The sequence below is a fragment of the Rhodoferax sp. MLSD5-FHT05B10 genome, from assembly GCF_058793415.1.
The window spans coordinates 224,927-250,032 of record NZ_JBXAFT010000002.1 but is presented as its reverse complement, the minus strand read 5'-3'; the positions used below and the strand labels follow the sequence as shown (position 1 = coordinate 250,032).

Annotated in this window: 18 protein-coding genes; 12 read left to right on the top strand and 6 right to left on the bottom strand. The window is 64.4% G+C overall.

The window, feature by feature from the left end; all coding sequences use genetic code 11:
• The first annotated feature begins 17 nt into the window (after positions 1 to 17).
• A complete protein-coding gene (locus AC1Q5W_RS03800; RefSeq protein WP_492643786.1) occupies positions 18 to 3,890 on the top strand; it encodes a PilC/PilY family type IV pilus protein in 3,873 nt (1,290 codons plus the stop codon).
• An 80-nt stretch (positions 3,891 to 3,970) separates the two neighbouring features.
• On the opposite strand, the gene AC1Q5W_RS03795 is transcribed toward AC1Q5W_RS03800, so the two are convergent.
• Both AC1Q5W_RS03795 and AC1Q5W_RS03790 read right to left on the bottom strand, forming a co-directional pair.
• Complete coding sequence (locus tag AC1Q5W_RS03795) at positions 3,971 to 6,202, bottom strand: DUF1631 family protein (protein ID WP_492643787.1); 2,232 nt, start codon at positions 6,200 to 6,202, stop codon at positions 3,971 to 3,973.
• Between the two features lie 203 nt (positions 6,203 to 6,405).
• The gene (locus AC1Q5W_RS03790) at positions 6,406 to 6,963 is read right to left on the bottom strand and encodes an HNH endonuclease (protein ID WP_492643788.1); all 558 of its coding nucleotides are present in this window, start codon (positions 6,961 to 6,963) and stop codon (positions 6,406 to 6,408) included.
• 174 nt (positions 6,964 to 7,137) lie between these two features.
• Between AC1Q5W_RS03790 and AC1Q5W_RS03785 the strand changes: the two genes are divergently transcribed.
• From AC1Q5W_RS03785 to AC1Q5W_RS03755, 7 genes are all read left to right on the top strand, one after another.
• Positions 7,138 to 8,112, top strand: coding sequence for a bifunctional riboflavin kinase/FAD synthetase (locus AC1Q5W_RS03785; RefSeq protein ID WP_492643789.1), 975 nt, complete (start codon positions 7,138 to 7,140; stop codon positions 8,110 to 8,112).
• A gap of 111 nt (positions 8,113 to 8,223) precedes the next feature.
• Positions 8,224 to 11,100: an isoleucine--tRNA ligase gene (ileS, locus tag AC1Q5W_RS03780; RefSeq protein ID WP_492643790.1), complete on the top strand. Its 2,877-nt coding sequence runs from the start codon at positions 8,224 to 8,226 to the stop codon at positions 11,098 to 11,100.
• Positions 11,101 to 11,152: 52 nt separating this feature from the next.
• Positions 11,153 to 11,650, top strand: coding sequence for a signal peptidase II (gene lspA, locus AC1Q5W_RS03775; RefSeq protein ID WP_492643791.1), 498 nt, complete (start codon positions 11,153 to 11,155; stop codon positions 11,648 to 11,650).
• Positions 11,651 to 11,807: 157 nt separating this feature from the next.
• The gene (locus tag AC1Q5W_RS03770) at positions 11,808 to 12,875 is read left to right on the top strand and encodes an extracellular solute-binding protein (RefSeq protein ID WP_492643792.1); all 1,068 of its coding nucleotides are present in this window, start codon (positions 11,808 to 11,810) and stop codon (positions 12,873 to 12,875) included.
• A gap of 7 nt (positions 12,876 to 12,882) precedes the next feature.
• On the top strand, positions 12,883 to 14,031 hold the full coding sequence (locus tag AC1Q5W_RS03765; RefSeq protein ID WP_492643793.1) for an ABC transporter ATP-binding protein: 1,149 nt from the start codon (positions 12,883 to 12,885) through the stop codon (positions 14,029 to 14,031).
• A complete protein-coding gene (locus tag AC1Q5W_RS03760; RefSeq protein ID WP_492643794.1) occupies positions 14,018 to 14,905 on the top strand; it encodes an ABC transporter permease in 888 nt (295 codons plus the stop codon). Before AC1Q5W_RS03765 ends, AC1Q5W_RS03760 begins: the two co-directional genes overlap by 14 nt.
• A complete protein-coding gene (locus tag AC1Q5W_RS03755; RefSeq protein WP_492643795.1) occupies positions 14,902 to 15,786 on the top strand; it encodes an ABC transporter permease in 885 nt (294 codons plus the stop codon). The genes AC1Q5W_RS03760 and AC1Q5W_RS03755 overlap by 4 nt, the downstream gene beginning before the upstream one ends.
• 27 nt (positions 15,787 to 15,813) lie before the next feature.
• Here AC1Q5W_RS03755 and AC1Q5W_RS03750 read toward each other — a convergent pair whose 3' ends face one another.
• Both AC1Q5W_RS03750 and AC1Q5W_RS03745 read right to left on the bottom strand, forming a co-directional pair.
• Entirely contained in the window at positions 15,814 to 16,725 is a 912-nt protein-coding gene (locus tag AC1Q5W_RS03750) for a hypothetical protein (RefSeq protein ID WP_492643796.1), read from the bottom strand.
• A gap of 43 nt (positions 16,726 to 16,768) precedes the next feature.
• A complete protein-coding gene (locus AC1Q5W_RS03745) occupies positions 16,769 to 17,752 on the bottom strand; it encodes a quinone oxidoreductase family protein (protein ID WP_492646120.1) in 984 nt (327 codons plus the stop codon).
• 125 nt (positions 17,753 to 17,877) lie between these two features.
• Between AC1Q5W_RS03745 and AC1Q5W_RS03740 the strand changes: the two genes are divergently transcribed.
• The 3 genes from AC1Q5W_RS03740 (at position 17,878) to AC1Q5W_RS03730 (ending at position 21,661) form a co-directional block, all read left to right on the top strand.
• Positions 17,878 to 18,780, top strand: a complete 903-nt coding sequence (locus AC1Q5W_RS03740; protein ID WP_492643797.1) for a DMT family transporter — start codon at positions 17,878 to 17,880, stop codon at positions 18,778 to 18,780.
• 165 nt (positions 18,781 to 18,945) lie between these two features.
• A complete protein-coding gene (locus tag AC1Q5W_RS03735; protein WP_492704072.1) occupies positions 18,946 to 19,386 on the top strand; it encodes a hypothetical protein in 441 nt (146 codons plus the stop codon).
• Between the two features lie 106 nt (positions 19,387 to 19,492).
• Positions 19,493 to 21,661, top strand: a complete 2,169-nt coding sequence (locus AC1Q5W_RS03730; protein WP_492643799.1) for a S8 family peptidase — start codon at positions 19,493 to 19,495, stop codon at positions 21,659 to 21,661.
• Here the strand turns inward: AC1Q5W_RS03730 and AC1Q5W_RS03725 are convergent.
• Both AC1Q5W_RS03725 and AC1Q5W_RS03720 read right to left on the bottom strand, forming a co-directional pair.
• Positions 21,620 to 22,285 (bottom strand): rhomboid family intramembrane serine protease, encoded by a 666-nt coding sequence (locus AC1Q5W_RS03725; protein WP_492643800.1) that lies wholly within the window; start codon positions 22,283 to 22,285, stop codon positions 21,620 to 21,622. The two genes, AC1Q5W_RS03730 and AC1Q5W_RS03725, sit on opposite strands and share 42 nt — an antisense overlap.
• Positions 22,286 to 22,292: 7 nt before the next feature.
• The gene (locus AC1Q5W_RS03720) at positions 22,293 to 23,087 is read right to left on the bottom strand and encodes an SDR family oxidoreductase (protein WP_492643801.1); all 795 of its coding nucleotides are present in this window, start codon (positions 23,085 to 23,087) and stop codon (positions 22,293 to 22,295) included.
• An 81-nt stretch (positions 23,088 to 23,168) separates the two neighbouring features.
• Here AC1Q5W_RS03720 and AC1Q5W_RS03715 point away from each other — a divergent pair, with 81 nt between their 5' ends.
• Positions 23,169 to 25,040 carry a GNAT family N-acetyltransferase gene (locus tag AC1Q5W_RS03715; protein ID WP_492643802.1) on the top strand — a complete coding sequence of 624 codons (1,872 nt, stop codon included), beginning with the start codon at positions 23,169 to 23,171 and terminating at the stop codon, positions 25,038 to 25,040.
• The last annotated feature ends 66 nt before the right edge of the window (positions 25,041 to 25,106 follow it).

Below are 25,106 nucleotides of genomic sequence, written 5' to 3'. Positions count from 1 at the left end.
GTCGTTTGGAGCACATGATGAAAAAAAATCTGCGCACTGTCTTGTTGACTGGCCTGTGCCTGTTCGTTGGATTATCGGCATCGGTACGGGCGGAGGACACCGACATCTATGTCGACAATTCCGGCACGGCCGGCACCCCCAACGTCCTGTTCATTTTCGATAACGCGGCTAGCTTCGATGCCAGTGCCACCAATACCTGCACCTATGTGGACGACCACCAGGCGCCCTCCCTGGGCAACACCTCGGGTGGCGTGGAGCAATGCGCGCTGTACAACACGGTCTATGCGCTGACGCCCAACTCGGTGAACATTGGCCTGATGGTGTACGAGTCCAACAATATCCGGGACGTCACAAACGCCAACTGCGGGAACTCCAACGGCGGATGCCTCGTACAGCCGCTGATCCCCATGAGCGGAACGGCCAAGGCGGCATTCCTGGCCTGGATCAAGACCTGGAAAACCACCGGCGGCACTGGCGACGGCTACATCAAGTCCAGCACCGAGCGCACCGGTGCCGTCATGCAGGAAGCCTGGGCCTACTACAAGGGCGCCACGGGTCTCTCGGGACGCAACTACGCGGGAATACAACCCACAGCGGGCTGTCAGAAGAACTTCGTCATTTTCGTCGGCAACGCCTTTGGCACCTCCGGCACACCGGGAGACGGCGGCAGCGCCGCCATCTACAGCTCCCTGGCAAGTGCCGGCGCCTCGGCTGACCAGTTGAAAAGCATAGCGATCCCCTCGGGTTCGTACGGTGCCAGCAATTTCTCCTGCGGCAACTACAGCATGGGCAACCACACCGACTCGTCCGGTCTGTACGGTGACGAGTGGTCCCAGTTCATGAAGAGCACGGACATCTTCAGCACCCTTGACGACAGCCAGGGCATCATCACCTACACCATCGGCTTTCTGGGGACCACCTGCAAGCCCGACTACCCGGCCCTGATGACCAGCATGGCCAAAGTTGGCGGTGGCAAGTACTTTGCCACCAGCAGCTACGACGAGATCAAGACCGCCATCGACAAGATCCTCAACGAGGTGCAGGCGGTCAACAGCGTGTTCGCCTCAGCCACCCTGCCCGTCAGCGTCAACGCACAAGGCACCTACCTGAACCAGATTTACCTGGGCATGTTCCGCCCCGACCCCTTTGCGCTGCCGCGCTGGGTGGGCAACCTCAAACAGTTCCAGTTCGCCCTGGTCTACAACGACCCGTCCAAACCCGACCCCAACAATGCCTCGCTGATCCTGGCAGATGCCAACGGCGATGCGGCCATCAGTTCGACCTCCACCGGCTTCATTTCAGCCAATGCAGTGAGCTTCTGGACCTACAAGGACACCAGCAACGCGCCGGATGACGCTACCACCGGTGGCTTCTTCGTCAACGACTCGCGCGGCGCCGGAAAGACCTTCGACAAAGTGGATGGTGAACAAGTCGACAAAGGCGGCGCAGCGCAGCAGATCCGAAAAAAGATACTGACGACGAATTACACCAGCACGCCGGCAGGACCCCGCAAGGTGTACACCTTCTGTCCCGGCCAGGCCCCGCTCAGCGGCGGCTTTGCAACGGTGAGTGCGAGCTGCAACGCGGCACTGAACAACACGAGCAACGCATTTGCCACCAGCAACGCCAGCATTACCGACACAGTGCTGGGTTCGAGCTCCGGCTTCACCCTGGCGGCCGGCGCGCTCACCCGTACCGGCAACGTGGCCACCATCACCAAGGCCGGCCATGGTTTCTCGACGCTGGATCGCGTCACCATTACCGGCGCCACCCAGCCGGAATACAACGTCACCAACGTGGCCGTGACGGCGGCCACCGCCAACACCTTCAGTTTCCCGGTTCTCGAATCACCGGCCTCGCCTGCAGGCGGTGGAACGGCCAAGAAGGGCGGAACAACCGTCACGATTGCCGCATGGGACGCCGCCATCCCCGGCGTGGTCCGTGTCCTGGGCAGCACGACCGTGACGGTAAACACCACCACAGCGCACGGTTTTTCCACAGGTGACAGCGTGACACTGGCCAACATCAGTGACGCCAACGGCTCGGTTATCCCGGCCTACAACGGAAGCCCCACGGTCACGGTGACCGGAACCAACAGCTTCACCTACAGTGTGGCATCCATCGGGCCGGTATCGCCCGCCACGGGAACGATCAAGGTCACCAAGGTCGGCGCCAGCGACCGCACTTCGCTCATCAATTGGGTGCGCGGGGAAGACAACTACGGCGACGAAGCCGGCCCGGGCAACGGCATCACGGTTCGGCCGTCGGTGCATGGCGACGTGCTGCATTCCCGACCCGTGGTGGTGAACTACGGCGATAGCCGCGGCACAGTGGTGTTCTACGGCGCCAACGACGGCATGTTCCACGCCGTCAACGGCAACCAGACCACCGCGCTGGCCAACTACGACGGCACCACGGTGCCCGCGGGTGGCGAGTTCTGGAGCCTGGTGCTGCCGGAGCACTACGGCAAGCTCAATCGCCAACGCATCAACGCGCCCGAATTGAAATTCCCCTCCACCACACTGGCAACGGCCCGGACCAAGGACTATTTTGTCGACGGACCAACCGGTGTCTACCAGAAACTGAAATACCAACTCAAGGCCGACGGCACGCCCGATACGACCCTGCCCCAGGTCATTGACAAAGCCTATCTGTACCTGGCCATGCGCCGTGGCGGACGCTTCCTGTACGCTATCGACGTAACCACGCCCAACAATCCCCAAGTGCTCTGGAAAATCGACCAGAACACTGCAGGTTTCTCGGAGCTCGGCCAGACCTGGTCCCGCCCCCGTATCACGGTGCTGAACAACTATGGCAGCGGCACTCCGGTTCTGGTATTTGGCGCAGGCTATGACCCTGCGCAGGACAGCGAGCCCCCCACCACGAACACCATGGGGCGAGGCATATTCGTCGTCAACGCAGAAACCGGCGCCTTAATCTGGAGCGCCAATCCCACCTGCACCACCAGCGCCACGTGCCGCAATGTGCCCGGCATGAACTACGCCATCCCGTCGGAAGTGACCTTTGTCGACCGGGACGCAGACGGAAAAACCGACAAGGCCTATGTGGGCGACACCGGCGGCAATATCTGGCGCATGGACCTTTTTGACGCCAGCCCCGCCAACTGGACCGTGAGCAAGCTGGCGGCCTTGGGTTGCAGCAGCGGCACCTGTGCTGCGGGAACCACGCCCCGGAAGTTCTTCTTCCCTGCGGCGGTTGTCTCTGTGGGGGTAACCGGTGGCACGACCTCCTACGACGCTGTCATGCTGGCCTCTGGTGACCGCGAGCACCCCCTGAAGGACACAGCCACCAACTCCGCCTACAACGTCACCAACCGCGTCTACTTCCTCAAGGACACCAACACCGCAGTGGCAACCCCCACCGTGAGCGTCACGGTGGAGACGCCACCGAGCCCCAATCCGGCACCGTCCTTGCTGGGCCTGTTCGATGCCACCAGCACCAACTACGCGGGCACCCTGAACGGCTACTACATCACGTTCAGTGGTGCGGGTGAAAAATCGGTCAACGCGCCTGTCACCGTGTACGGCGCCACCTACTTCGGAACCAACACGCCGGCAACGCCTTCGGCCACGTCCTGCAAGTCCACGCTCGGCGTCGCCAAGGGCTATGCACTCAACCCCTTTACCGGCGGCTATTCCAGCAACGTCTTCGATGGTGGCGGCTTGCCTCCTTCCCCCGTGTCCGGGTTGGTCAGCCTCACCCTGCAGGACGGTAGCTCCCTGCTGCGCAAGTTCTGCATTGGTTGCGCCGGCGCCCCTCCCACAACGGGAGGAACCCCTCCACCGGCCTGCAATTCCGCGCTGCAGAACTGCCTGCCGGACAAAGGCATTCCCAAGAGCCTGAAACGGTCGTACTGGTACACCAAGTAAGGTTTCCCAGAAAAAAGCCCTGGGGCCGGAATCCGGCCCCAGGGCTTTTTTGCAACGAAAACCGAACCGCCAAAAAGTCGCTAGGCTGCCAGTTGTTGTTCCTGTGCGGCCATGATCTGGTCCAGCGCCCGTGCGACGATGGGTTCCTGGTCCAGCACCCGCAGGCGTCCCAGCCGCAGCATGGCCGCGACTTCACGTTCCGAGCGCACAAACGCATCGAAACCTTCGCGGTTGGTAAACAGCAGGCGGGTGCGCATGGGGCTGATCCAGCTCAGGCGCGAACGGACGTGGACATCGTCGTCCAACGTCACATCGAACCACAAGCCCCGCGTGAACGACTGCGCCTGCGCATCAAAGGTGTCTTCCAGCGCAAACTGCCGGGCTGCGCGACGCTCGTCGAGCTGTTGCATGGCGGCCTGCCCTTCGCGGACCTCCAGTTCGCCCAACCCGGTGTCTACGGGCGGGGCTTGCGTGAGGCGAATGGCCAGTGTGTGGGTGGTGATCAGACGGCGGGTGAACGTGGCGCGGGGCTTGCCATTCCATTCAATGGCATCCAGCCCGGCGTTGAGCTGGCGCACCATCTCCGGCAACACGGCAACCAGCTCGCGCCGCTGCTCGGATGTGGTCTTGGGCTGGGTGGACCAGATCAGGCGCTCCATGGTTGCCAGTGCCTGCTCGTAGCTGGGCATCTGCGGGGCCTTGTCCACCATGGCCCGGGCCAGCACCTGGCGCCACTGGGTCGTCAGGAATGGCAGCAGAAACGGCACCAAGGGCTGATCAACCGATAGCGCCTGGATGCGCTCATGGATCAACTCATCCACCTGGGCCAGGGCGTCGTCCCAGCTTTCGCCCCGATGCTCCTGCTGGGCAACCGGCTCCACCCGGGCCTGGGCCTGCTGCTCCGACTCGAACAGGAATTCGGTGAACTCCCGCAACAAATCGGCAAACAGGGTCAGGTCGTCTTCAAAATCGGTCAGCACCCGCTGCACCGTGCTCTCGATGCGGACGTACAACGGGTCGGCTTCCCCTTTTTCCGGCGCCCAGGCCACCGAAGCCCCGGCCAGCGTATCCACCAGGCGGCGCGCCGGGTGCTCGTCGGACAAAAAGAAATCGCGGTCGATCATGGCCGCCTTGAGCACCGGAATCTGCAGGCGCCCGATGATGACCTTCATCTGCATCGGAATGGCCTGGTCGGCAAACACGAAGTCGAACACCTCGGCCAGCGCATCCACCGTACCGCGGTCCAGCTCCGGTGCGTGGCGCACCTCGTCGCGGTCGCGCATCTGGCGCAGCACGTTCTGCCTGGACGGGTCCTGACCGGCCTCCCAATGCTGCGGCGGCGCCGCACCCGCGCCGGCCTGCAGGTTGCCCAGATAACCCATCAGGGCCGGGTCGGCCACGCCAAACGCGGCGTGCGTCGGCAATCCTGCGTCCCCATCCTCCGGCGCCCCAGCACCGTCACCTCGGGCACCCAGACCTAGGCGCTGCAGGAACTGGCGGGCATGCGCCGCGACACTGCGCCCGGCCGGCGCCAGCGCACCCCAAGCCGAACGGGTTGGTTCTTCCGCCCCCAGCGGCACCGGCCGCGACGACGGCGACGCGCCATCCAGCGGGGCGAATGCGCTGGCACTGCGCTTGATGATCAATGCCCGCTGCGCGGGCACTCCCGCCTTCTGCAGGGTGGCGTTCAACTCTTCGTACAAGGGAACCAGGTCCAGCCAGAATACCGGCTCCAGGGAGAGCACCAGATCGGTGGTGGCCTGGGCATCCAGTTCACAGCGGTCCCATGCGCTCACAAAAGCACGCAGCAAAACCAGGGGCTGGAACGGGTTGTCCTGCACGGCACTGCTTTCGCGGCCCAGCAGCACGCCCAAACGCTGCGTCAGCGGCTCCAGCACGGCCTCGTAGCGGGCCGTAAAGCGCTGGGCCACCCGGTCGAGCATCAGGACGCGCTCTACTTCGTCCACGTCAATCAGACTCAGGCCGTCAAGGGCGCCCGCAGCCGTGTTGGCCGGTCGGCGCATTCCCGGCAAGGCCGCGCTCAGCTCGCCCGACAGTTCTTCGGCCAGTGTTTTCTGAAAGGCCCGGTTGAAGCGATCCCCGTAACGACCCAGCAGCAGGTGGATGGACCGCAGGTTTTGGCCCTGCCCCAATGGCGGCTTGGCATCCACCAGCGCCATCAGCCGGTCTCGCACCCGCGTCAGGGTCTGGTCCTCATGCTTGGCAACATGGGCCAGGGTTTGGGTCACGAGCGTGCGCGCCAACGCCAGCACCTGCTGTTCGCGGCCCGTGCGTCCATGTGTCGGAATCATTTGCTCGCGCATCACCGTTCAATCTGCAGAGATCTCCAGCGGCCAAAACGACCACGTGAAGGAAGGAAACAAGTTCGTTTGAATTGTGGTTCATTTCCCTCAACGCACGCACCCTGTAAGGCTTAACTTCGACTGAAAAACGGCCTCATGAACGAGATAGATGTAAGGGGTTGTAACCGGCGGGCCGATTCACCCGAAAACCCTCACGCCAGCAGGCGTGAAGACCGCGGTACGTGGGCCATCAGGAACTCCATCTGGTCGGCCAGAATGCGGCGGTTGCGCAGGATGAAGTCCTCCCACAGGCTGGGCACGTAGGGTGTGTACAGGAGCGGCATGTGGGCCTGCTCCGGGGTGCGGTGGCTCTTGCGGTGGTTGCAGGGGCGGCAGGCGGTGACCACGTTCATCCAGGTATCGACCCCGTTCTGCGCAAAGGGCACGATGTGCTCGCGCGTCAGGTCCGACTCATGGAAATGTCCGCCGCAGTAGGCGCACACATTGCGGTCGCGAATGAACAGCTTGGCGTTGGTCAGGCCGGGACGCAGGTTGAACGGGTTGATGTTGGGGACGCCGCGCGTGCCAATGATGCTGTTGACCCGGATGATGGACTGCGCACCCGTGACGGCGTTGTGCCCGCCGCGGAACACCGCCACCTCGCCACCCGACTCCCAGCGTACCTCGTCGGAGGCGTAATGGATGACCGCCTGTTCCAGCGAGATCCACGATTGCGGCAGCCCCTGGGCTGACAGTTTCAAGACTTTCAAAACACGCCTCCTGTAACGGTTACAACAACCACCAACCGGGAATGCACATCTCTGCAGTCAGGCGTCATGGAGCACGGCGCGCTGCTGCGTCACAATATACCCTGTTTCTGTGACAAACTGGCTTCCAGCATGGGCGCTCCCTGCGCGGCCTGCTATCAAAAAGATAACAAATCTATGAAGGTATTTCGCGGCTTCCACCACCCGGGCGTTGCGCCCGCCTGCGCCCTGACGATCGGCAACTTCGATGGTGTCCACCGGGGCCACCAGGCCATGCTCGCCCTGCTGCGCGGCGAAGCCCAGCAGCGCGGCGTGCCCAGCTGTGTGCTCACCTTTGAACCGCATCCGCGCGACTACTTTGCCGAGCTGCACAGGAAACCCGAACTGGCCCCGGCGCGTGTGGGCACGTTGCGCGACAAGCTCGAAGACCTGGCCCAATGCGGCGTGGACCAGACCGTGGTGCTGCCCTTTGACGCCCGGCTGGCCAACCAGTCGCCGCAGGAATTCATCCAGCAGGTGCTGATCGACGGCCTGGGTGCCCGTTACGTGCTGGTGGGCGACGATTTCCGCTTTGGAAAGCAGCGTGCCGGCGACTACGCCCTGCTGGACGCCGCCGGCGACGCCAACGGTTTTGACGTGGCGCGCATGAACAGCTACGAAGTCCACGGCCTGCGCGTGTCCAGCTCCGCGGTGCGCGACGCCCTGGGCCAGGGCCGCATGGCGGACGCCGCGCGCCTGCTGGGCCGGCCCTACTGCATCTCGGGCCACGTGGTCCACGGGCGCAAGCTGGGCCGCACCCTGGGCTTCAAGACGCTCAACTTGCGCTTTGCCCACTGGAAACCGGCAGCCAGCGGCATCTTTGCCGTGCTGGTGCACGGCCTGTCGGACGCGCCAATCCAAGGCGTGGCCAACCTGGGTGTGCGTCCGTCACTGGACCCCAACGATGTCAACGGCGGGCGGGTCCTGCTGGAAACCCATTGCCTGGACTGGCCCGCCGAACTGGGCCCCGAGGGGGCCTACGGTAAAATCATCCGCGTGGAACTGCTGCACAAACTGCACGACGAGCTGAAATACGACGGTCTGGACAGCCTCACCCGGGGCATCCACCAGGACTGCGATGACGCACGCGCCTGGTTCGCTGCCCGAATTTGACGGGGCTCACCCGACGCACCTTGCCCCGCGTCTTGTCCCGTTTGTCCCATCGCCTGCCGCCGCTTTGGCCCCGGGCACGGCCCCTTCCGATTTTCCAGATTGCAATTCGCCATGACTGACAAAGTTGACTACCGCAGCACCCTGAACCTGCCCGACACCCCGTTTCCCATGCGCGGCGACCTGCCCAAGCGCGAGCCAGCCTGGGTGAAAGACTGGAACGAGCACGGCCTGTACCAGAAGCTGCGCACGGCACGCCAGGGCGCCCCGCTGTTTGTGCTGCACGACGGCCCGCCCTACGCCAACGGCAAACTGCACATTGGCCATGCGCTGAACAAGGTGCTCAAGGACATGATCGTCAAGAGCAAGCAGCTGGACGGTTTTGACGCCCAGTACATCCCCGGCTGGGACTGCCACGGACTGCCCATCGAGAACGCCATCGAAAAACTGCATGGCCGCAACCTGAGCCGGGACGACATGCAGGCCAAGAGCCGCGCCTACGCCACCGAGCAGATCAACCAGCAGCGTGAAGACTTCAAACGCCTGGGCGTGCTGGGCGACTGGGAACGCCCCTACAAGACCATGAACCCCGCGAATGAGGCCGGCGAAATCCGCGCCTTCAAGCGCGTGATCGAGCGCGGCTTTGTCTATCGGGGTTTGAAGCCCGTGTACTGGTGCTTTGACTGTGGCTCCAGCCTGGCCGAGTTCGAGATCGAGTACGCCGACAAGAAGAGCGACACGCTGGACGTGGCCTTTGAAGCCGCCGACCCGCAGGCCCTGGCCAAGGCCTTCGGCCTGGCCGCCCTGCCCGCTAGCGAAAAGTCGGCCTTCATCGTCATCTGGACCACCACCGCCTGGACCATTCCCGCCAACCAGGCGCTCAACGCCCACCCCGAACTGACCTACGCGCTGGTGGATACACCGCGCGGCCTCCTGGTGCTGGCCGAAAGCCTGGTCGAGAAGTGCCTGGAACGCTACGGCGTGCAGGGCACCGTGGTGGCCACGACCACCGGCGAGAAGCTGGGTGGCCTGCACTTCAAGCACCCGCTGTACGACGTGGACCCCGGCTACGCCCGCCTGTCGCCCGTGTACCTGGCCGACTACGTGAGCGCGGTGGACGGCACCGGCATCGTGCACTCGGCCCCCGCCTACGGGGTGGACGACTTCAACAGCTGCGTGGCCCACGGCCTGAAGTACGACGACATTCTCAACCCCGTGCAAGGCAACGGCAGCTATGCCGAAGACCTGCCGCTGTTTGGTGGCCTCAACATCTGGAAGGCCTGCCCGGTCATCCTCGCCACCCTTCAGGAAAACCAGCGTCTGCTGGCCACGCAGGCCATCACCCACAGCTACCCGCACTGCTGGCGCCACAAGACGCCGGTGATCTACCGCGCTGCGGCCCAGTGGTTCATCCGCATGGACGAAGGCCCCGGCGTGTTCACCAAGGACAAGGCGCCCAAGACCCTGCGCCAACTCGCCCTGGACGCCATCGAGCAAACCAACTTCTACCCGGAAAACGGCAAGACCCGCCTGCGCGACATGATCGCCAACCGGCCCGACTGGTGCATCAGCCGCCAGCGCAGCTGGGGCGTGCCCGTGCCCTTCTTCCTGCACAAGGATTCGGGCGAGCTGCACCCCAACACCATGGCCATCCTGGACCAGGCCGCCGACATTGTCGAAAAAGGCGGCATCGAAGCCTGGAGCCGCGTCACCACGGCCGACATCCTGGGTGCAGCGGACGCCGAGCACTACACCAAGAGCACCGACATTCTGGAAGTGTGGTTTGACTCCGGCAGCACCTTCCAGCACGTGCTGCGCGGCAGCCACAAGGACGCCTATGCCCGCCCACCCTTCCACGCAGAAGGCCCCGAAGCCGACCTGTACCTGGAAGGCCACGACCAGCACCGCGGCTGGTTCCACAGCTCGCTGCTCCTGGGCTGCGCCCTGTACGACCGCGCACCCTACAAGGGCCTGTTGACCCACGGCTTTGCCACCGACGGCCAGGGCCGCAAGATGAGCAAGAGCCTGGGCAACACGGTGGAACCGCAAGCCATCACCACCAAGATGGGCGCCGAGATCGTGCGTCTGTGGGTGGCCTCCACCGACTACTCGGGCGACCTCAACATCGACGACAAGATCCTGGCCCGCGTGGTGGACACCTACCGCCGCGTGCGCAACACCTTGAAGTTCCTGCTGGCCAACGTCAGCGATTTCGACCCCGTCAAAGACGCCGTGCCGTTGGAGCAGATGCTGGAGATCGACCGCTACGCCCTGAGCCGCGCGGCCCAGTTGCAGACCGACATCCTGGCGCACTACAAGGTGTACGAGTTCCACCCCGTGGTGGCCAAGCTGCAGGTTTACTGCAGCGAAGACCTGGGCGCGTTCTACCTGGACGTCCTGAAAGACCGCCTCTACACCACTGGTGCCAACTCCAAAGCCCGCCGCTCGGCGCAGACCGCGCTGTGGCAGATCACCCAAGCCATGCTGCGCTGGATGGCGCCCTTCCTGAGCTTCACGGCCGAAGAAGCGTGGGCGGTACTGGGTACCGAAGGCAAGACACCTACCGCCACCCGGGAGTCCATCTTCATGGACGGCTACGTGGCGCTGCAGGCGCCCGACGTGGATCTGTTGGCCAAGTGGGGCCGTATCCGCGAGATCCGCGAAGCGGTGAACAAGGACATTGAAACCCTGCGCGCCGCCGGCCAGGTGGGATCAAGCCTGCAGGCCACGGTGCAGCTCACCGTGCCGGCCGAAGACCACGCATTGCTGTCCAGCCTGGGCGAAGACCTCAAGTTCGTCTTCATCACATCTGCTATTGAATTAATAGCTGGTGACGCAGTATCTGCGGCGGTTACACCGTCAAAAGCCGTCAAATGCGAGCGCTGCTGGCATTACCGCGACGATGTCGGCACAGACACCGCCCACCCCACCCTGTGCGGCCGCTGCACCAGCAACCTCTTTGGCGCGGGCGAAGCCCGCAAGTGCGCATGAGCCCCCACATGCAGCACGGCGTGCATGCACGCTCCCCGGTGGGAGGCGCCTGATGGCACGGGGCGGCAAAAGTGGTGGCGGTGGCCTGCTGCAGTGGCTGGGCCTGGCCCTCATCGTGCTGCTGGTGGACCAGTTCACCAAGGTGCTGGTGCTGGGCTACTACCACCCGGGCGAGGGCACCTATGTCACCAGCTTCTTCAACCTCGTGCGGGTGCACAACAGCGGGGCGGCGTTCTCCTTCCTGGCCGGCGCCTCGGGCTGGCAGCGCTGGTTCTTCACCGTGCTGGGGATCGTGGCGGGCGCCGTGATCGTGTGGATGCTCAAGACCCACCCCGGCCAGCGCCTGTTCAGCTTTGCCATGGCCTGCATCCTGGGCGGTGCCTTGGGCAACGTGATCGACCGCCTGCTGTACGGCTACGTGGTCGATTTCCTGGACTTCCACTGGCTCGGCATGCACTTTCCGGCCTTCAACATCGCCGACAGTGCCATCACCGTCGGCGCCGTGTGCCTGGTTCTGGACGAGCTGCTGCGGGTACGCCGCACCCACTGAAGCCCTTTGGGCAAGCGCCAGTCATCTGGCAGCGCATTCCCTCTAGGGGAAAACACCAAGCGCCTTGTAGCACGGCAGACATATAACTGTCATGCCCGTGCATTAGTCTGCCCAGCGTGTTGCAGCCTGCAACACCCAACGCTACAAGGACATCCCCATGACTTTCAAACGCGCCATCATTGCGTCTGCAGTTTTCACGCTCGGCCTGGCCGGCTCGGCCATTGCACAGGAAAAGACCCTGCGCCTGCTCACCTGGGCCGACTATGCCCCCGCTGCCGTGGTGGAACAGTTTGAAAAAGAGACCGGCTACAAGGTCGAGCTGACCCTCTCCAACAACGAGGAAATGATCTCCAAGCTGCGCGCCACCGGCGGCGCCGGCTTTGACCTGGCGCAGCCCTCGCAGGACCGCATTGCCGGCCCGCAGAAGGAATTCGGCATCTACAAGCCCCTGGACCTGAGCAAGCTCAAGGCCGAGCAGTTCATCCCCTCCATGCTGGAAGCCACCAAGGGCAACACCACGGTGGACGGCAAGGTCTATGGCCTGCCCCACATCTGGGGGACCGATGGCCTGGTGGTGAACACCCAGCTGGCCAAGATGGCCGACTACCCCGACCTGTGCAAGCCCGAATACAAGGGCAAGGTGGCCTACCGCCTCAAGCGCCCCACCCTGCTGGCCTTTGCCTTTGCCTCCGGCAAGAACCCCTTTGCCCTGTACCACGACGCCAAGGCCTACAGCGCCCTGATGGACGAAGTGGGCAAGACCCTGGTGGCCTGCAAGCCCAACGTGAAGTTCTACTGGGACAACAAGGACCAGCTGCTCAATGGCATGCGCACTGGCGAAATCGTGGGCGCCATGATGTGGGACACCGGCGGCTGGAAGCTCAACGGCGAGAAGGCCGAGATCCGGTACATCGCCCCCAAGGCCGGCGCCATGGGCTGGATTGACACCTTTGCCATCCCTGCCAAGGGCAAGAACGACGCCGCCGCCTACGCCTGGATCAACTTCAACATGCGCCCCGAGATTGCCGCCAAGGTGGCGGGCGCGGCCGGCAACTTCACCGCATCCAAGGGCGCAGACCAGTTGATGGACGCCAAGCTCAAGGCCCAGTTTGCCACCAGCTTCCCCGAGGCGGCGCTGAAGAACATCAAGTGGTACCCGGCCGTTCCCGCTGGCATTGAAGAGATTGAAGGCCGCGTGCTGGACCGCATCAAGGCGGCCAACTGATTTGCCGTTGACCGCCACCCCCGCTGCGCCCGCAGGGGCGCAGCCCGACCTCCAGGCTCGCGGTATCGCCAAGCGCTACGGCGCCCATGCGGCCGTGGACGACCTGTCCTTCACCGTGGAGCGGGGCAGCTTCTTTTCCATACTCGGCCCTTCGGGCTGCGGCAAGACCACGCTCCTGCGCATGGTGGCCGGCTTCCAGAGCCCGGACGCCGGCGAGATCCACATTGGCGGCCAATCCATGCAGGGCGTGCCGCCCAACCGGCGGCCAGTGAACATGGTGTTCCAGCACCTGGCACTGTTTCCCATGATGAGCGTGGGCGACAACGTGGGCTACGGCCTGGCGCGCCGCGGCGTGGCGCGAGAAGAAATCAAGCGCCGCGTGGGCGAGATGCTGGAACGGGTGAGCCTGGCCGGCGCCCAGGGCAAGCGCGTGGACCAGCTCTCGGGCGGCCAGCGCCAGCGCGTGGCCATTGCCCGCAGCCTGGTGCTGGAGCCCACCCTGCTGCTGCTGGACGAGCCGCTGGGCGCGCTGGACCTCAAGCTGCGCGAGCACATGAAGATCGAGCTCAAGCAGCTGCAGGCGGCTTTTGGCACCACCTTTGTCTACATCACCCACGACCAGTCGGAAGCCCTGGTGCTGTCCGACCACGTGGCGGTGATGAACCACGGCCGCTTTGAGCAGCTGGATACACCGCAGGCGCTGTACTACGCGCCGCAAACCCCGTTTGTGGCCGGCTTTGTGGGCGCCAACAACCGCCTGCCGGGCAAGGCGGTGGACGTGCAGGGCGATCGTGTGCAGCTGGTCAGCGTCAGCGGGCTGGTCGTGCACGCGCGCCGGGCCGGAAATCGGCCCATCCAGGTGGGTGATTTTGTAGAGGCATTTGTGCGCCCGGAGGTTATCCGCATTGCGCGGACAGCTACTGAATTCATAGCAACCGGCGTACCGCACCACACTGGCGTGGTGGAGAGCCTGCTGTTTGACGGTGCCAACTCCGCCGTGCTGGTGCACGAGACCGCCACGCGGGCGGCATTCCGCATCGCGCTGCCGCAGACCGGCCAGTTTGCCGACCTGCGCGCCGGCGAAACCGTGGTGTTTGGCTTTGACCCGCAGCGTGCGGTGTGCTTCGCCGCGCCGCCTGTCCATGATGCCGCCTGAAGTCGCATCCCAGCGCGCCGTGCAGCGGCTGCTGGCCATGCTGCTGCTGGCGCCGGCGCTGCTGTGGCTGGTGAGCCTGATCGTGCTGCCCCACGCCGAGCTGGCCGTGCTGTCGCTGCGCACGCGGGTTGCCCCCCGTGTGTACGAACCCAGCCTGGCGCAGTACCTCACCTTCCTGGAGGAGCCGCTGTATTGGCGCACCCTGGTGCGCACGGCATGGATGTCGGTCCTGGCCACCGCCGTCACCCTGCTGATGGCGTTTCCCATGGCCTGGACGATTGCCAAGATCGCCCGTGGCCGCGCCAAGGCGCTGCTGTTCGTGCTGTGCCTGATTCCGTTCTGGGTCAGCGAAACCGTGCGCACCCTGGGCTGGATGATTCTGCTGCGCGAGTCTGGCGTGCTACCCGGCCTGATGGTGTGGCTGGGGCTCACACCGGCGCCGGTAGAGCTGCTGTACCACGACGCCACCATTCTGGTGGGCCTGGTGTACACGTCCATGCTGTTCATGCTCATCCCGCTCGTGAGCGCACTGGAAAGCCTGGACGACTCCCTCATCGAGGCGGCCTACGATCTGGGCGGCAACGGCTGGTCCATCCTGCGCCAGATCATCCTGCCGCACGCCGCACCGGGCATGGTGGCGGGTTGCATCGTGGTGTTCATGCTCACGCTGGGCAACTACCTCACGCCCACCCTGCTGGGCGGCAAGAACTCGCTGTGGTTTACCGAGCAGATCTACACCCAGTTCATCACTCGCTTCAACTGGGAGCAGGGTGCGGCCTTCGGCTTTCTGCTGCTGGGCCTGAGCACCGCCACCGTGTGGCTGGGGCTTCGGCTATCCGGCCAGAAATTCGGCGAAGTGATGCAACGCACATGATTCCCTCACTGCCCCGCCCCGCCTGGCTGCGCGCCAGCACCGTGGTCTACGGGGTGCTGTTCCTGGCCTTCCTGTTCCTGCCGCTGGCGGTGGTGGCGGTGTTCGCGTTCAACGATGCGCCCTACCCGGCCCCGCCGTGGCAGGGCTTTACGCTGGACTGGTTTCTGGGCAGCCCCGCCACGGCCAGCGGCGGCGCGCGCCGCGGCCTGTTTGCCGACACCGCCCTCCTGCACAGCCTGTGGACCAGCGTGGTGGTGGCGGGCTGGGTCACGGTGCTCACGGTCACGGTGGGAACCGCTAACGCGTTTCTGCTGGAACGCCACACCTTTCGCGGCAAGCGCGCCCTGAGCCTGCTGATGCTGGCGCCACTGGTGATTCCGGGCGTGATCCTGGGCATCTCCATCCTGGCCTTCGCCAGCCGCATCGCCAACCTGGCCGACGACCTGTGGGGCCTGGAGCTGGAATTTCTGCGGCCCGGCCTGCCGCTGGTGGTGCTGGGGCAGTTTACCTACATTGCGTCCATTGCCACGCTCACCATCTCGGCCCGGCTCAGGCGCTTCGACATGGCACTGGAAGAAGCCGCCTACAACCTGGGCGCCTCGCGGCTGGCCGTGTTCACCACCATCACGCTGCCCTACCTGCAGCCGGCGCTCATCGGGGCCGCAGCCATTGCGTTTCTGATGTCGTTCGAGAACTTCAACACCACCCTCATGCTGGTGGGCTCGGACGCACCGCTCACCGTGATGATGTACGGCCGCATGCGCGAAGGCGCCACGCCGGTGCTCAATGCCGTCAGCCTGTTCCTGATGGTGGCGTCCGGCGTGCTGGCACTCACGCTGCTGCGCCGCTCCGACCCACCAGATTCCGGCAGCAGGCCCTGAACCCTGTCACCGCAAGAGGCGGTCCGCCTAGAAGCGCACGCCGACCGCGATCAGCAACTCGTTATAGGTGAAAGACTGTGCCGCCTTGTCGCCGCGGGCACTGGTCAACACATCGGGCAGGTTCACGTAGCCGTATTTGTAGGCGGTGCGAAAGAACACGTCTTTGTACACGTCCACCTCCAGGCCGGCCCCCACACCGACCGAATAGCCCGCCAAGTGAAATTCATCGTTGCGCACCTGGTTCACCATGTGCATGGTGACATTGCTTTTGGGAATGACCACACCCACGCCAGCCAGCGCGAACACCTTGGCGTGGTGGTTGTCACCAAACCAGTTCACCGGACGCTGCCTCTCCAGCTCGAGACTCACGATGTTCAGTCCGTCCGTATGCTCGTAGTTCAACCAGTTGTCTGCAATGACTTGCTGGCCGGATTGGGTTACGCCTTTGATCTGCCCTTCAATCGGCACGGACTGATCCTGCGTGACCACGTATTTCATGTGGTCCAGGTTCAAGGCAACGGCAGTATCCGCGTTGTACTGGTACGCCAAGCGCATATTGGTCTGCGGAATGGTCATTTCCGCAGGGTTCAGGAAATACTGGAAGAGGCCCCCGCCGCCGACATCCGACTGCATGTCCTTGGCTTCGACATCCTTGATGGTGAAGTCGTGGTCGGAGCCTTTGAAATGGATGTCGCTATGCGAATACGTAGAGCGGTTCCAACCCCAGTAAACCGACCACCGTTTGGTGGTGTCCGCATCTTTCTGGGCGGCTGTTCGGGTATCGGCCGCAGCCGTCGCAGCGATAGGGACCGACTTGTTCGGCGCTGCGTCTGCCAACAGCACGGTGTTGGTGATTCGGGCGACGCTGCTGGGGAGGGCCAAAAAATTGGCGGCGCACACCAACGCAACCTGCAAAGGGCCGGCGGAAATATTTTTCATAGGGAGTGGGAAAATTTTATCCCGGCCCCCTTACCCGACGGGCCTACAGGGTCAGGATAGTGCAACCAGTTGTTTTGCGTGCCTCAAGGTCCCGATGGGCCTGCTGCACCTGCTCCAGCGGATAACGCTGATCAATACGAATCTCGACCTTGCCGCTGACCACCACCCCGAACAGCTCATCGGCCATGGCCAGCGTACTTTCACGCGTGGCAATGTGGGTGAACAGGGTCTGGCGCGTGACGTAGAGCGAGCCTTTGGCCCCCAGCACGCCAGGGGCAAACGGTGCCACCGGGCCCGAGGCGTTGCCGAAGCTGGCCATCAGGCCAAAGGGAGCCAGGCAGTCCAGCGACTTGTCCCAGGTGTCCTTGCCCACCGAGTCGTACACCACCTTCACGCCCTTGCCACCCGTGATCTCCTTCACCCGGGCCAGGAAATCCTCTTTGACGTAGTTGATGGCATGCGCCGCACCATGCTCCAGCGCCAGCGCGCATTTGGCGTCCGACCCCGCTGTGCCGATGAGCTGCAGACCTAGGGCGCGCGCCCACTGGCAGGCAATCAAACCCACGCCACCGGCGGCGGCATGGAACAGCACGAAGTCACCCGGGTTCAGCCCGCCCTGGGGCAGCGTCTTCCGCAGCAGGTACTGCGCCGTCAGGCCCTTGAGCATCATGGCAGCGCCCGTATCAAACGGGATGGCATCGGGCAGCTTGCAGACGCACGTGGCCGGCATCACCCGCACATCGCAGTAGCTGCCCGGGGGCTGGCTGGCGTAGGCCGCGCGGTCTCCCGCCTGCAAGTGCGTCACGCCGGGGCCCACCGCCTCCACCACGCCGGCCGCCTCCATGCCCAGCTGCAGGGGCATGGCCATGGGATACAGGCCGCTGCGCTGGTACACGTCGATGAAGTTCAACCCCACGGCATGGTGGCGTATGCGGATCTCACCCGGCCCCGGATCCCCCACACTGACCTGCACCAGCTTGAGTTGCTCGGGGCCACCGTGCTGGTCGATGTGAATGGCTCTGGACAGGATGGGCATGCGCGGGTCTCCGGTGGAATCAGGCGGCGCGCTCCCTGCGCGCCGCAGGGCACCATCCTGCCACGAAATGGCCCTGCGCGTGCGTGCACGGTGAAGGGCTTGGTACAGTTCCCGCCATGTCCCAACGCCTGACCCCCACCGCCTTTGTGCTGCTGCTCATTCCCCCCTTGCTGTGGGCTGGCAATGCTGTGGTGGGGCGCCTCGTCAGTCCGGTGATTTCGCCCATGACCCTGAACCTGTTGCGCTGGACATTGGCGTTTCTGATCCTGCTGCCGCTGGCCCGTGGCGTCCTGCGCCGCAGCAGCCCCTTGTGGAGCCAGTGGCGGCATTTCACGCTACTGAGTCTGTTCAGCATTGGCGGCTTCAACGCCTTGCTCTATCTGGCGCTCAATACATCCACGCCCATCAACGTCACGCTGGTGGGCGCCAGCCTGCCGATCTGGATGCTGCTGTTCGGGCGGGTGTTTTTCGGGCAAACCATCTCGGGGCGACAGATGCTGGGCGCCGTGCTGTCCATTGGCGGCGTGCTACTGGTGCTGTGCCGGGGCCAGTGGGCACTGCTGCTGGGGCTGCATCTGGTAATGGGCGATTTGTATGTGCTGCTGGCCAGCATGGGCTGGGCGTACTATAGCTGGATGCTGGCCCACCCCACCCCGAAAGCCGCCGCGCTGCGTACCGATTGGGCCGCTTTCTTGATGGGGCAAATCGTGTTTGGCCTGCTGTGGTCCGCCGCATTCACCGGCGCCGAGTGGGCACTGACCGATGCACATGTCGACTGGAGCGGGTCTCTGCTGGCGGCCTTGCTGTTCATCGCCGTGGGGCCGGCGCTGATCGCTTACCGCGCATGGGGCGCAGGCGTGTCGCGCGCCGGGCCGGCAGCGGCGGGGTTCTTCATCAACCTGACGCCGCTATTCACCGCATTGCTGTCCACCGCCTTTCTGGGAGAAACCCCGCAGCTCTTTCACGGGGTGGCGTTTGTGCTCATCGTCTCGGGCATCGTGCTGTCGTCACGACGGTGATGTTGATACCTTTTGTTACATCCGTGTGCGCACCGAGAGTCGGTCTGTTGATTCTCCTCAAAGGCGTCACCCGAAAGGCAGTGAACCGTGACTTTAATCACAGCCAAATGTCATACGCATAGCTAAAGTTCCCGGCTGACAAACAAAGAAACACAGGGAAGTGGTATGCAAGAGAACGGTTCGAACGGGTCGCGAACGGCGCAAGCCTGCGCGCCCAGGCCGCATGGCAAGGGCGCGTGGCAGGGGCTTACCTTGGCTCCTGCGCTGACCCTGCTTCTGGGTGCCTGCAGCCCGGCCCTGACACCGGTCACACCGGTGGCGCAGAACACAACGGCACCCGCCCCGGCCGTGGTGCCCTCCAGCCCCGCCATGCGCGTCATTGTGCAATTCCGGACCACCGTTGCGTATGCCGACGCCACCTTCCTGCAAACCCTGGGCCAGCAGGCCAATGCCCACATCACCTACCTGGACAGCGTTTCAGCCGACACCCATGTGTACCGGGTCGAACCCCTGGGCAACCAGCGCCCGGCTGACGTGCTGCAGCGTCTGAGCGATGCCCCAACCGTGTTGCGCACCGAAGTGGACGCGCTGGCGCACCCCTCCTGAGCCGAATCATCCAGCCACTGTCTGCTGGCGGCGCTCCCCGGGAATGCAACCGCAATCGCTTACGCAACCATATACCATTTTTCTAACCTCGACCTAAGGGATCACCATGAGAATCAAGCCAAAACATATTGGCATCACCGCGATTGCACTGTCCGTCGCAACCGCCAGCACCTTGTCCACGGCGCAGCTGACACCCAAGGGAACATCCGCTCCCGACGCAAGAACGTCCGCACTCTCCGGGCCGCTACAGACCGGGGCTCAGTTCAATCGCCTGATCATCAAGTTCAAGGCCAAAGCCGCCACACCCGCTGGCACTTTCGACCTCAACACGGCGCGTAGCCAGGTGTCGATGCTGGAGAGCAACGCCGCCTTGCAAGTGGCCAGCACCAATGTGGGCGGGTTGACGTACCTCAAGTCGGTCACCCCCAAAACCCACGTCGCCACCACGGGCCAGAAACTCAGCCACGCCGAGTTGTTTGCATTGGCCAAGCAGATTGAGCAGGATCCCAATGTGGCGTATGCCGAGGTCGACGAACTGGCCTATCCATCCATCACAACCCCCACTGATCCGAGCTATGCGGCTCAGCAATGGCATTACCAGGATTCGGCCACCTACCCTGGCGCCATCAACTTACCAACCGCGTGGGACACAGCCACGGGTACGGGTGTGGTGGTGGCCGTGATTGACACCGGTGTCCGGTCGCACGTCGATCTGACCGCCAACCTGCTACCGGGTTATGACTTCATCAGCGACACCACCGTCGCCAACGACGGAGATGGCCGTGACGCCGATGCCAGCGACCCGGGCGACTGGACAACCGCCGGAGCCTGCTACACGGGCTCCAGCGCCACCAACAGCACCTGGCACGGCACCCACGTGGCGGGGACCATCGCGGCAGCGGCCAACAATGGCAACGGCGGCGTCGGCGTAGCCTACAACGCCAAGATTCTTCCGGTACGGGCACTCGGCAAGTGCGGTGGCTTTATCTCCGACATTGCTGCCGGCATGCAATGGGCGGTCGGCGTGAGCATTCCAGGTGTGCCAAACAATCCCGTCGCCAACAAGGCCAAGGTTCTGAACCTGAGTCTGGGCGGTAGAGGCGTATGTGGTCAGACCTACCAGGATGCCGTCGATGCCGCTCGCACCGCCGGCAGCGTGGTAGTGGTTGCTACCGGCAATGACGGCTACAACACCATCAGCCGCCCCGCCAATTGCAGCGGCGTCATCGCGGTGACCGCCCACACCAAACTCGGCGACAACGCCACTTACGCCAACATCGGCCCCGGTACCACCATCAGCGCCCCCGGTGGCGGCAACGGTACCATCGTGACAGGCGACGGCGCCCTGGTGTACTCCACCCTGAACAGCGGCACCACCATCCCTGTTGCCGACAGCTACGCAGGCTACCAAGGCACCAGCATGGCAACGCCCCATGTGGCCGGTGTGGCGGCCTTGCTGTTCAGCAAGGATTCGACTCTGACCCCGGACGCCGTGAGCTCGATACTGGTCAGTTCCGTCCGTGCCCACCCGGTAGGTACTTATTGCGCAGGCCGTACCGACTGTGGTGCCGGCCTTCTGGACGCCAATGCCGCCCTCGCCCGCGTCACCGCCTCAGCACCCACGGTGGCTGCGTCGGTGGTTCAGACGGGTGTGCGCCTCACCGGATCCACCGTCAACCTGACGGCGACCCCCAACGGCGGCACCGCCCCCTACAGCTACGTGTGGACAAAAGTCGCCGGTGGTACCGTAACCCTGAACAATTCCACGACGGCCACTCCGTCCTTCGTCGCTCCCACACCTGGAGGCGGCTACACCTTCAAGGTCACGGCCACCGACAGCGCCGGCACGCCGCAGACAGCGTCGAACTACGTCAGCGTCATCACCAACACGGCGCCCGTCTTGGCATCGATTCCTGCGCTGTCGGTGGTTGCCGGCGCTAACCTGAGCTTCACCGCCACGGCCACCGATGCGGATAGCAATACCGTAACCTTCGTCGCCAGCGGCCTGCCCAGTGGTGCCAGCCTGAATGCCACTACGGGTGCATTTACCTGGAATGCCGCCGGACCGGCAGGAAGCTACTCGTTCACGGTCAAGCCCAATGATGGCTATGTCGATGGAACTCCACAAACCGTGTCCGTCACGGTTACGGCGGCGACACCTGCACCCGCGGCCGGCGGCGGCGGTGGTTCCCTGGGCTGGCTGGACGCCTTCGCCCTGCTGGCGCTGGCAGCCTTAGGCCTGGTCGGGCGTCGCCCGCACGGCACGCGCGGCTAACACCAGCAGCACCAACCCCATACCGCCCAAGGCCCCGGCAATATGGGCGGGGTGGTAGACCGGAAAGCTCCAGCCGCCCCATGGTGCGGCTGGTGTGTCACCTGACTGCCACCACAGCTTGAAGACCAACGCACCCAGCAGAGCCAGGCCCACCCCGCGCGTGGTGTTGAACCAGGGCTCGCGCGCGGCACCCGTGCGCAGCCCCTGTGCACGGCCCACCCAGACCATGTACAGAGCATTGCCCGCCAGCAGCCCGTGCAAGGCGCCGGAAGCCCCCGCGTAGTAGCGGCACTGTGCATCCAGTGCCAGCACCACCGCCACGCCGGCATAGCCGCCGCCCAGCGCCAGCAGTTGCTGGCGCCAACCCAGCCAACGCCCGCTCCACAGGGCGAGCACGGCAAAGGCCAGGGCATTGCCCAGCGCATGCCCCAGGCTCAGATGCACCCACTGCGCCGTCAGCAGCTGCCAGTGCGCGCCCTGTGCGTAGCGCAGGCGCGTGAACTGCAGCGCCTCGGCGGCGCCCGGCCACAGCTGCAGCCCCAGCGTGCACACGCCAAAGCCCACGACCAGGGCCGCCAGCGGCGACCGGTACCAGGTGTTGCCGTTCACGTGCAGAGAATTCACGAAGATTTCAATACGTGCCCGGGTAGGCACCGCCATCGGCCAGCACGTTCTGGCCGTTGATGTAGCCGGCCTGCACGCTGCACAGGAAAGCGCAGATGGCGCCGAACTCCTGCGGCGTGCCAAAGCGGCGTGCCGGAATGCCCTGGCGGCGGGCTGCCAACAAGGCCTCCACCGGCTGGCCGGTTCTCTGCGCTGCTGCCTGCATGGTGGTCTTGATGCGGTCGGTGTCAAACACCCCGGGCAGCAGGTTGTTGATGGTGACACCCTGCGCTGCCACGCCACTGCGCGCCACGCCGGCCACAAAGCCCGTCAGGCCGCTGCGTGCGCCGTTGGACAGACCCAAGATGTCAATAGGCGCCTTCACCGAACTGGACGTGATGTTGACGATGCGACCAAAGCCGCGCGCCGCCATGCCGTCCACCGTGGCCTTGATGAGCTCAATGGGCGTGAGCATGTTGGCGTCCACAGCCCGGATCCACGCCTCACGGTCCCAGTCGCGGAAATCGCCGGGCGGCGGACCGCCGGCGTTGGTGACGACGATGTCGAAGTCGCGGCGCATGGCAAACACGGCGGCCCGCCCAGCCTCGGTGGTGATGTCTTGGGCACAAAACAGCACGCTGGCGCCCGTGGAACCTGCGTCAACAGCTCTCAATTTGGTAGCAGATGCTTCCAGCTGCTCGGCGCCCCGCGCCACGATCAGCACATTGACACCCTCCTGCACCAGTGCCTGCGCGCAACCCAGGCCCAGCCCCTTGCTGGCGCCACACACCAGCGCCCATTTACCGCGAATGCCCAAATCCATGCTGATTCTCCTGTGCCGCTGTTGCCAAACAAAACCGATATCGCTGATGATACGGACTCCATTTACAGCACGCCCTTGCCCATGCCCGCAAAAGCCCCGGACCCCCACGCCGCCCTGCAGCCCTATGCCGACAAGATCACCACCGCCGAGGCGGCCGTGGGACACATCCACAACGGCGAGCATGTGTTTGTGGGCACCGGCTGTGCCGCGCCCCACCGGTTGCTGCAGGTGCTGGAGACCATGGCCGTGCCGCCCGCCGACGTGGAACTGCTGCACTTTCTCACCATCAAGGCCTTTGGTCACGACGCGCAGGGCCAGAGCACCACGCGCTTTCGCCACCGCACCTTCTTTGTCGGCACCGACATGCGCGCGGCCATCAAGCAGGGGCTGGTGGACTATGTGCCCATGTCCATTGCCCGTGTGCCCGAGATGATTGCGCTGGGCCGAATTCCGGTGGATGTGGCGCTCATCCAGGTGTCGCTGCCCGATGCCTTTGGCTACGTGAGCCTGGGCGTGTCGGTGGACATCATTCCGGCGGCCGTGGCCCGCGCCCGGTTGGTGATTGCCGAGGTGAACCCCGCCATGCCCCGCTCCATGGGCGACTCCACCCTGCACATCAGCCGCATCCACCACCTGGTGCCCGTCAACGCGCCCATCACCGAAATGGACCGCATGCCGGTGCAGGCCGAAGCCGTGCAGCGCATTGCGCGCTACATTGCCGGCATCATCGACGACGGCTCCACCCTGCAGATCGGCCTGGGACCGGTGGCCCACGAAGCCCTGCAGTACCTGACCGATCGCAAGGACCTGGGCATCCACTCCGACCTGATCACCGACGCCATCCTGCCGCTGCTCGAAAACGGCAGCTTGACCGGTGCGCGCAAGACCCGCCAGGCCTTCAAGATCGTGGCCAGTCTGGCGCTGGGCTCGCGCGCGCTGTACGACCACATCGACCAGAACCCGCTGTTCGTGTTCCAGCCCATCGAAGCGGTGTGCAACCCGGTGACCATTGCGGCGCAGTACAAGATGGTGGCCATTGCGCAAGGCTTTGCGGTGGACCTTACCGGCCAGGTCTGCATCGACCAGTTTGGCGGCGAGTTCTACAGCGGCATGGGTTGCCAGGACGAGTTCCTGCGCGGCGCCTCGCGCTCCCCCGGCGGCAAGCCCATCATCTGCATGAGCTCCACCACCGAAGACGGCAAGGCCTCGCGCATCCGCCCGGCACTGCTGGCGGGCGAGGCCGCCACCATTGCCCGCACCGACGTGCACTACGTGGTCACCGAATACGGCATTGCCTACCTGTTTGGAAAATCCATCCGCGAGCGCGCCACGGCGCTGATCGAGCTGGCCCACCCGCAGTTCCGCCCCGAGCTGTTTGCCCAGGCCCAGGCGCTAGGCTACCTGGCCGCAGACCAGACCCTGCAAAACCTGCGCGCCTACCCGGTGGAAGAAGAGCGCACCGTCGTCCTCAAAGACGGCCGCACCGTGAAACTGCGCCCGGCCCTCTCCAGCGACGCCCAGGGCATACGCGACCTGTTCCACCACCTGAGCGAAGCCGACATCTACACCCGCTTCTTCCGCCATGTGCGCGGCCTCTCCAACGCCGACGTACAACGCCTGTGCAACCTCAACTACGAGCACGAGGTGGCGTTTGTGGCCACCACCGGTCCGCGCGAAGACGAGCACATCGTGGGGCAGTCGTGCTACTTCACCAACCCCACCACCAACCTGGCCGACACCGCCTTCATGGTGCACCCCGACTGGCAGGGCTGCGGCCTGGGCACCGCCATGCAGGACTGCATGGCCCAGCACGCCGCCAAGCGCGGCCTGCGCGGCTTCGTGGCCGACGTGCTACCCGGCAACAACCGCATGCTGCGCCTGGCGCACAAGGGCTCGGACACGGTACAGGTGGAGCGCAACAGCGACTCGGTGCATTTGACGCAGTTGTTTTGAGCGCATCAGGTCTGTGGTTTGACGGGAAGTTCCCAGCTACCAAAAACCCATAACGCACCGAGGTCC

What these genes read in the sequence shown, in the direction of transcription:
- AC1Q5W_RS03735 (WP_492704072.1), top strand. Translation starts at nt 18,946, where the DNA reads ATGCAAGAGAACGGTTCGAACGGGTCGCGAACGGCGCAAGCCTGCGCG.
- AC1Q5W_RS03795 (WP_492643787.1), bottom strand. Translation starts at nt 6,202, where the DNA reads ATGATTCCGACACATGGACGCACGGGCCGCGAACAGCAGGTGCTGGCG.
- AC1Q5W_RS03785 (WP_492643789.1), top strand. Translation starts at nt 7,138, where the DNA reads ATGAAGGTATTTCGCGGCTTCCACCACCCGGGCGTTGCGCCCGCCTGC.
- AC1Q5W_RS03755 (WP_492643795.1), top strand. Translation starts at nt 14,902, where the DNA reads ATGATTCCCTCACTGCCCCGCCCCGCCTGGCTGCGCGCCAGCACCGTG.
- AC1Q5W_RS03730 (WP_492643799.1), top strand. Translation starts at nt 19,493, where the DNA reads ATGAGAATCAAGCCAAAACATATTGGCATCACCGCGATTGCACTGTCC.
- AC1Q5W_RS03760 (WP_492643794.1), top strand. Translation starts at nt 14,018, where the DNA reads ATGATGCCGCCTGAAGTCGCATCCCAGCGCGCCGTGCAGCGGCTGCTG.
- AC1Q5W_RS03750 (WP_492643796.1), bottom strand. Translation starts at nt 16,725, where the DNA reads ATGAAAAATATTTCCGCCGGCCCTTTGCAGGTTGCGTTGGTGTGCGCC.
- ileS (WP_492643790.1), top strand. Translation starts at nt 8,224, where the DNA reads ATGACTGACAAAGTTGACTACCGCAGCACCCTGAACCTGCCCGACACC.
- lspA (WP_492643791.1), top strand. Translation starts at nt 11,153, where the DNA reads ATGGCACGGGGCGGCAAAAGTGGTGGCGGTGGCCTGCTGCAGTGGCTG.
- AC1Q5W_RS03740 (WP_492643797.1), top strand. Translation starts at nt 17,878, where the DNA reads ATGTCCCAACGCCTGACCCCCACCGCCTTTGTGCTGCTGCTCATTCCC.
- AC1Q5W_RS03770 (WP_492643792.1), top strand. Translation starts at nt 11,808, where the DNA reads ATGACTTTCAAACGCGCCATCATTGCGTCTGCAGTTTTCACGCTCGGC.
- AC1Q5W_RS03800 (WP_492643786.1), top strand. Translation starts at nt 18, where the DNA reads ATGAAAAAAAATCTGCGCACTGTCTTGTTGACTGGCCTGTGCCTGTTC.
- AC1Q5W_RS03715 (WP_492643802.1), top strand. Translation starts at nt 23,169, where the DNA reads ATGCCCGCAAAAGCCCCGGACCCCCACGCCGCCCTGCAGCCCTATGCC.
- AC1Q5W_RS03720 (WP_492643801.1), bottom strand. Translation starts at nt 23,087, where the DNA reads ATGGATTTGGGCATTCGCGGTAAATGGGCGCTGGTGTGTGGCGCCAGC.